This window comes from Anoxybacillus sp. (assembly GCF_036834105.1).
Lineage (GTDB): Bacteria > Bacillota > Bacilli > Bacillales > Anoxybacillaceae > Anoxybacillus.
Genome location: NZ_DAITON010000130.1, coordinates 1 through 6,174, shown reverse-complemented (window position 1 = coordinate 6,174; position 6,174 = coordinate 1). Strand labels below are relative to the sequence as shown.

Genomic DNA, 6,174 nt, shown 5'->3' with positions numbered 1-6,174 from the left:
CGACCGGAACAACCGATACCAGATACAACAACTAGTTCGTGTGGTTCAAGTCCAACGTTAGCGGCTGCACGTTGAATCGCTGCTTGCACGGAAAAGTCGCCACAACCTGGACACCAGTTCGGTTTAATGTTATTACGGAAATCTTTAAATGTCGCCATGTTTAAAACAACTCCTTGCATTTTGTATAAACTTCGTGCGGTAAGAACGGATTGCCGTCATATTTCAGCACGTTAAACACTTTTTCAGCATGTCCAACGTTCATTTTCAAAATGTTAGCAAGTTGTCCTGTTGCGTTATTTTCAACAACAACTACTTTTTTCGCTGATTGCACAAGCGGCAACATTTCTTCCGTTGGGAATGGATGAATGAGACGAACATGAGCGTGATTTACTTTTATACCATCGCGCTCTAAACGTTCCATCGCCTCTTCAATCGCCCCGCGCGTCGAGTTAAACCCAACGATCAATAAATCCGCATCTTCATGCTGCACATGTTTATGAACTGGTGTCGGGAATTGAATATGTTTTAGCTTCCGTAAACGTTTATCCATTTGCGCAATACGATTTACTGCTACTTCAGACGGACGACCTGTCTCATCGTGCTCAACACCTGTCACATGGTGAATCCCATTTTTCATACCTGGCAGTACACGAGGTGACACGCCATCTTCTGTCACTTCATATCGCTTGAAGCAACCTTTATCCGGAATTTCAGGAAGTTCTCCTGTGACAAGCTTACCACGACGAATGTCAATTTTATCGTACTCGAGCGGCTCTACCGTTTGCTTTCCTAGCGAAAGCTGTAAGTCCGTTAAAACGATCACCGGACATTGATACTCTTCTGCAATGTTAAACGCTTCGACCATATCATAAAACGCTTCTTGTACAGTACTTGGCGCCATGACCACTTTCGGAATCTCTCCATGCGTACCGTAAATCATTGCCATTAAATCCGATTGTTCTTGTTTTGTCGGTAAACCTGTGCTCGGACCACCGCGTTGCGTATCAACGATAACGATTGGCGTTTCTGTAATCCCAGCTAATCCGATCGCTTCCATCATGAGCGAAAGACCCGGCCCAGCAGAAGCAGTTAACGTGCGTACCCCTGCGTAGTTTGCACCGATAGCCATTGTACACGCTGCAATTTCATCTTCTGTTTGAATGACTGTACCACCGAACTGCGGAAGCTTTTTAATTAAATATTCCATAATTTCAGAAGCCGGCGTAATTGGATAAGCGGCCATGAAGCGCGCGCCACCAGCTAGTGCACCGAGCGCAATGGCGTCATTCCCAATCATAAACATTCTCTTTTTGCCGTCCGCTTTTTCAAGTTGCATTAATTGGATGTTTTCACCAAGTTGTTCACGCATAAACTGAGCGCCCGCTCTGATCGCTTCCATGTTTTTTGCAACAACTTGTTCACCTTTGCGACCGAAAATCTCCTGAACGACCCCTTCGTATACACGAATGTCAAGACCGAGTACTGCGCTTGAAGCTCCGACTGCAACCATGTTTTTCATTAATGCTGTCCCTAGCTCTGTTGCAATATCAGTGAATGGAACCGCATACAACGTAGCTCTTGACTCATCTGGAATCGTCGGATTAAACTTCGCATCCGCAATAACGATCCCACCTTGACGCAACTCATGAAAGTTGAAATCAATCGTCTCCTGGTCAAAAGCTACTAATATATCAAGATCATCGGCAATTGAACGAACTTGTGTCGTGCTAACACGAATTTTATTGTTCGTGTGACCACCTTTAATTCGAGATGAAAAGTGGCGATAACCATATAAGTAGTAGCCTAGTCGGTTGAGCGCAATGGAGAATATCTCCCCCGTACTTTCAATACCTTCCCCTTGTTGTCCTCCAACTTTCCACGAAAGTTGACTAATCATGTCTTACACCCCTTTAAAGTTCCATCAATTGTAACATTACATTGTACGATTATAAGTGTAGCACTTTTCCAAGAAAAGCTCTACCATTTCACATTGATTTTTTTCGAAAAATTTCATATACTAAACGCTTTCATTCTAGCCCTATTGAAAAGAAATTGCAACATATTTGTTACAAAAATGTGAATTTCTTTTTCGATTTTTATTGAGGAATTCGCTCATAAAAATTACAAAACAAAAACTTTTTCACTTGTTCTTCTTTAAAATGCTTTAACAATTCGTCAATAAAATGTGTGTAGTGCGCAACGTTTCCTAATTGTTCGACCGTTTCAAAAATGCCATCAAAATCAGATCCGAACCCGATATGGTTTTCTCCACCTAACGAACAAATATGATCAATATGACGGAGCACATCTGTTACTGTCGTTTTCTGGACATCATGACGCAAAAATTGCGGCACAAACGTCACACCAATCACCCCGTTTTTCTTAATGAGCGCTTGAATTTGATCATCGCGCAAATTGCGGGGATGCGGACAAACTGTATAAGCATTCGAGTGTGAAGCAATCGGGTAATGAGCCAATTCAATGACATCCCAAAACGCACGTTCACTTAAATGCGACACATCTGTCCAACATTGTTGTTCATTTAACAAATGAACAACATCTTTTCCAAATTTGGTTAATCCGCCACCACGTTGCTCAAGTGCACCGTCAGCTACCATGTTGGCATCATTCCATGTTAAGCCAACGGAACGAACGCCGAGACGGAGCAATGTACGCAACTGTATTAAGCTTTCTCCAATCGCTTCACACCCTTCCAATGTAAGCATAGCCCCAATTTCATTTGGCTGCAATTGATCAATTTCTCTTTTCGAGCGAACAATTTTCATATTTGGTTGTGAAACAATTTTTTCATAAAAGTAATCAACCATCTCTAAAGCGACAAAAAAGCGTGACTCCGGTCTTACTTGTTTCGGAATATAAATCGCAAACGCTTGTACAGTTACTCCCGCCTGTTTCAAGCCATCGTACGTCACATGTAACGATGGGCTCCGTTCAAATGACAAATGTTGATCACAAAATAATTGATATAAAACATCACAATGAGCATCAAATATACGCACAACCATCCCCCCATTAAACGCGTTCGGTTCAAAAACAATCATAGGATAAAAATAACCTGTTTGCTTTATAAGCAAACAGGCTTATGTTTATTAACGCGGCTCAACGATCAGTTTGATCGCCGTCCGCTCCTCTCCATCAATTTGAATATCCGTAAACGCAGGAATACAAATGAGATCGACTCCGCTCGGTGCTACGAATCCTCGCGCGATCGCTACTGCCTTAACGGCTTGATTCAATGCACCTGCACCAATGGCTTGAATTTCAGCAGCACCGCGTTCTCTTAACACGCCTGCAAGTGCACCAGCTACGGAATTAGGATTAGATTTTGCTGAAACTTTTAATATTTCCATTTCTAGTTCCTCCTCGTTTCTCACAATTGCTTATAAAAAGTTGTACTATTCATTATATATTCATCCCTGTTTGCCTGTATTCCTGCTACAATATGTATTTTTTTCAGAAAAATCTTAAAAGAGGAACTAATCAAAATAAGGGTGATCATCATTAATCATGATACGCTGAATTGATTTTGTTTTTCCGTTTTTTTCATCCAATTCAATAAGGACAGCGTTCAATTGCGCTCTCCCTGTCGTAACTTCAAAACGCACCGGTAAACCTGTCAAAAATTTGCGCAATACTGCCTCGCGATCCACTCCTAAAATGCCATCATAAGGCCCGGTCATGCCGACATCAGTGATATAACCTGTTCCGTTTGGCAAAATACGTGAATCAGCTGTTTGAACGTGTGTATGCGTGCCAACAACAGCGCTTACCCGACCGTCTAAATGCCACCCCATCGCTTGTTTCTCACTCGTTGCTTCCGCATGAAAATCAATAAAAATAAACGGGGTGCGGGCAAGAGCTATTTCCACTAATTCGTCTGCTTTTTTGAACGGGCAATCGATCGCTGGTAAAAATGTTCTCCCTTGCAAACTAATCACAGCTATTTCATACCCTTCCACATGAATGAACACCATTCCTTTTCCAGGTGTACCGGCTGGAAAATTGGCTGGGCGAACGAGCATTTTTGCTTGATCAATAAATTCGAAAACTTCCCGATTGTCCCATGCGTGGTTACCTAACGTAACAACATGTACCCCGATTTCTAAAAAGCGACGGTATATTTTTTCTGTAATTCCCTTTCCCCCCGCTGCATTTTCGCCATTTACAATAACTACATGTGGCTTGTATTTTGCTTTAAGCTTTGGCACGTATTCATCAACCATTTTTCGCCCCGGTTGTCCTACGACATCACCGATAAATAATATTTTCATTTTATTACCCTTTCTATACTCATTGTCTCTATTTTTCAGTTTCTCACAAAATAAAATGTTTATCAATACGAAAAAGCTACCCCAAACAAGGAGTAGCTTATTTTGCATATTCAACAGCTCGTGTTTCACGAATGACTGTAACTTTAATATGACCTGGGTAATCTAGCTCTTCTTCAATACGTTTGCGAATATCTCGCGCTAAACGGTGTGCCTCCAAGTCATCGATCATATCCGGCTTTACCATAATCCGAATTTCACGTCCCGCCTGGATGGCGTACGACTTCTCAACACCTTCATATGACTCGGCGATTTCTTCAAGTTTTTCAAGTCGACGAATATAGTTTTCCAACGTTTCGCTACGAGCACCCGGCCGAGCTGCAGATAAAGCATCCGCAGCAGCAACGAGAACAGCAATAATCGATGTCGGTTCCGCATCACCATGATGCGAGGCGATGCTGTTAATAACAACAGGATGTTCTTTATATTTCGTTGCTAGTTCTACGCCAATTTCAACATGGCTTCCTTCAACCTCATGGTCAACCGCTTTTCCAATGTCATGGAGAAGACCCGCACGACGTGCAAGCATCTCATCTTCTCCCAGCTCTGCTGCCATTAAACCGGCTAAATATGCCACTTCCATCGAATGTTTAAGCACATTTTGCCCGTAGCTCGTACGGAACTTCAATCGCCCTAAAATTTTAATTAAGTCTGGATGTAAGCCGTGAACACCTACTTCAAACGTTGTTTGTTCTCCAACCTCACGAATATGCTCATCCACTTCTCTTCTTGCCTTTTCGACCATTTCTTCAATGCGCGCCGGATGAATACGCCCGTCTTGAACAAGCTTATCCAACGCGATGCGTGCAGTTTCACGACGGATTGGGTCAAAGCCAGATAAAATGACTGCTTCCGGCGTATCATCAATAATAAGATCAATTCCTGTTAACGTTTCTAGCGTACGGATGTTACGCCCTTCTCTTCCGATAATACGTCCCTTCATTTCGTCATTCGGTAAGTTTACAACAGATACCGTCGTTTCTGCCACATGGTCAGCAGCACAACGTTGAATGGCAAGCGATAAAATTTCCTTTGCTTTTTTATCCGCCTCTTCTTTCACTCTCGTTTCCGCTTCTTTGACCATGAGCGCGATTTCGTGCGAAAGTTCTTTCTCTACACGCTCTAAAATAATTTGGCGTGCTTCTTCACGCGTTAGGCTGGAAATGCGCTCAAGCTCTGCTTGTTCCTTTCGAACGAGTTCTTCCACTTTGCTTTCCATCTCTTCAATATGCTGTTGTCTTTCATTGAGAGAATTCTCTTTCTTCTCAAGCAACGCTTCTCGCTTGTTTAGGGATTCATCCTTTCGGTCGAGATTCTCTTCCTTCTGTAACAAACGGTTTTCCTGTTTTTGCAATTCACTTCTTCGTTCGCGAATTTCTCGTTCCGCTTCAACGCGAAGTTTGTGAATTTCATCCTTTGCTTCAAGGAGCGCTTCTTTTTTCAATGCGTCTGCTTCTCGTTTCGCTTCTTCGATCATTTGCTTGGCAGCCGCTTGGGCACCGCCAATTTTTGCCTCGGCAATGGATTTACGAACAAAAAAGCCAACAACTGCACCGACGACTAGGGCAAGCAAAGCGGAGATGATCGTTTCACCCATTTTCCTCACCTCCTCTTGCTATAAATTCGTTACTTCATCAATGTCGGCATGTACATTGCAACCATTCAACATACACTTCAAAATTGTCAAATATACATGTACATTTTAAAGGTGACCTTCTATATTGTCAAGGGTTGTCATTGTGGGAAAGCGTTTCATATGGTTGAATTTTCTAACTGTAGATGAGCAAATTTACTAACATAAATTTACAACCAAACAAAAAAGGAG

General features: G+C 42.4%; 5 protein-coding genes and 1 pseudogene. All 6 read right to left on the bottom strand.

The window, feature by feature from the left end:
- A pseudogene (locus tag V7Z64_RS11090) lies at positions 1-158 on the bottom strand (2-oxoacid:ferredoxin oxidoreductase subunit beta); the annotation flags it as partial.
- A 2-nt stretch (positions 159-160) separates the two neighbouring features.
- Positions 161-1,897 carry a 2-oxoacid:acceptor oxidoreductase subunit alpha gene (locus tag V7Z64_RS11085; protein WP_297991114.1) on the bottom strand — a complete coding sequence of 579 codons (1,737 nt, stop codon included), beginning with the start codon at positions 1,895-1,897 and terminating at the stop codon, positions 161-163.
- 199 nt (positions 1,898-2,096) lie between these two features.
- Positions 2,097-3,062: a dipeptidase gene (locus V7Z64_RS11080; protein ID WP_297991112.1), complete on the bottom strand. Its 966-nt coding sequence runs from the start codon at positions 3,060-3,062 to the stop codon at positions 2,097-2,099.
- A gap of 48 nt (positions 3,063-3,110) precedes the next feature.
- Entirely contained in the window at positions 3,111-3,371 is a 261-nt protein-coding gene (gene spoVS / locus V7Z64_RS11075; RefSeq protein ID WP_003181955.1) for a stage V sporulation protein SpoVS, read from the bottom strand.
- 126 nt (positions 3,372-3,497) lie between these two features.
- Positions 3,498-4,292: a TIGR00282 family metallophosphoesterase gene (locus V7Z64_RS11070; protein ID WP_297991109.1), complete on the bottom strand. Its 795-nt coding sequence runs from the start codon at positions 4,290-4,292 to the stop codon at positions 3,498-3,500.
- Between the two features lie 97 nt (positions 4,293-4,389).
- The gene (gene rny, locus V7Z64_RS11065) at positions 4,390-5,946 is read right to left on the bottom strand and encodes a ribonuclease Y (protein WP_003398150.1); all 1,557 of its coding nucleotides are present in this window, start codon (positions 5,944-5,946) and stop codon (positions 4,390-4,392) included.
- Positions 5,947-6,174: the final 228 nt, after the last annotated feature.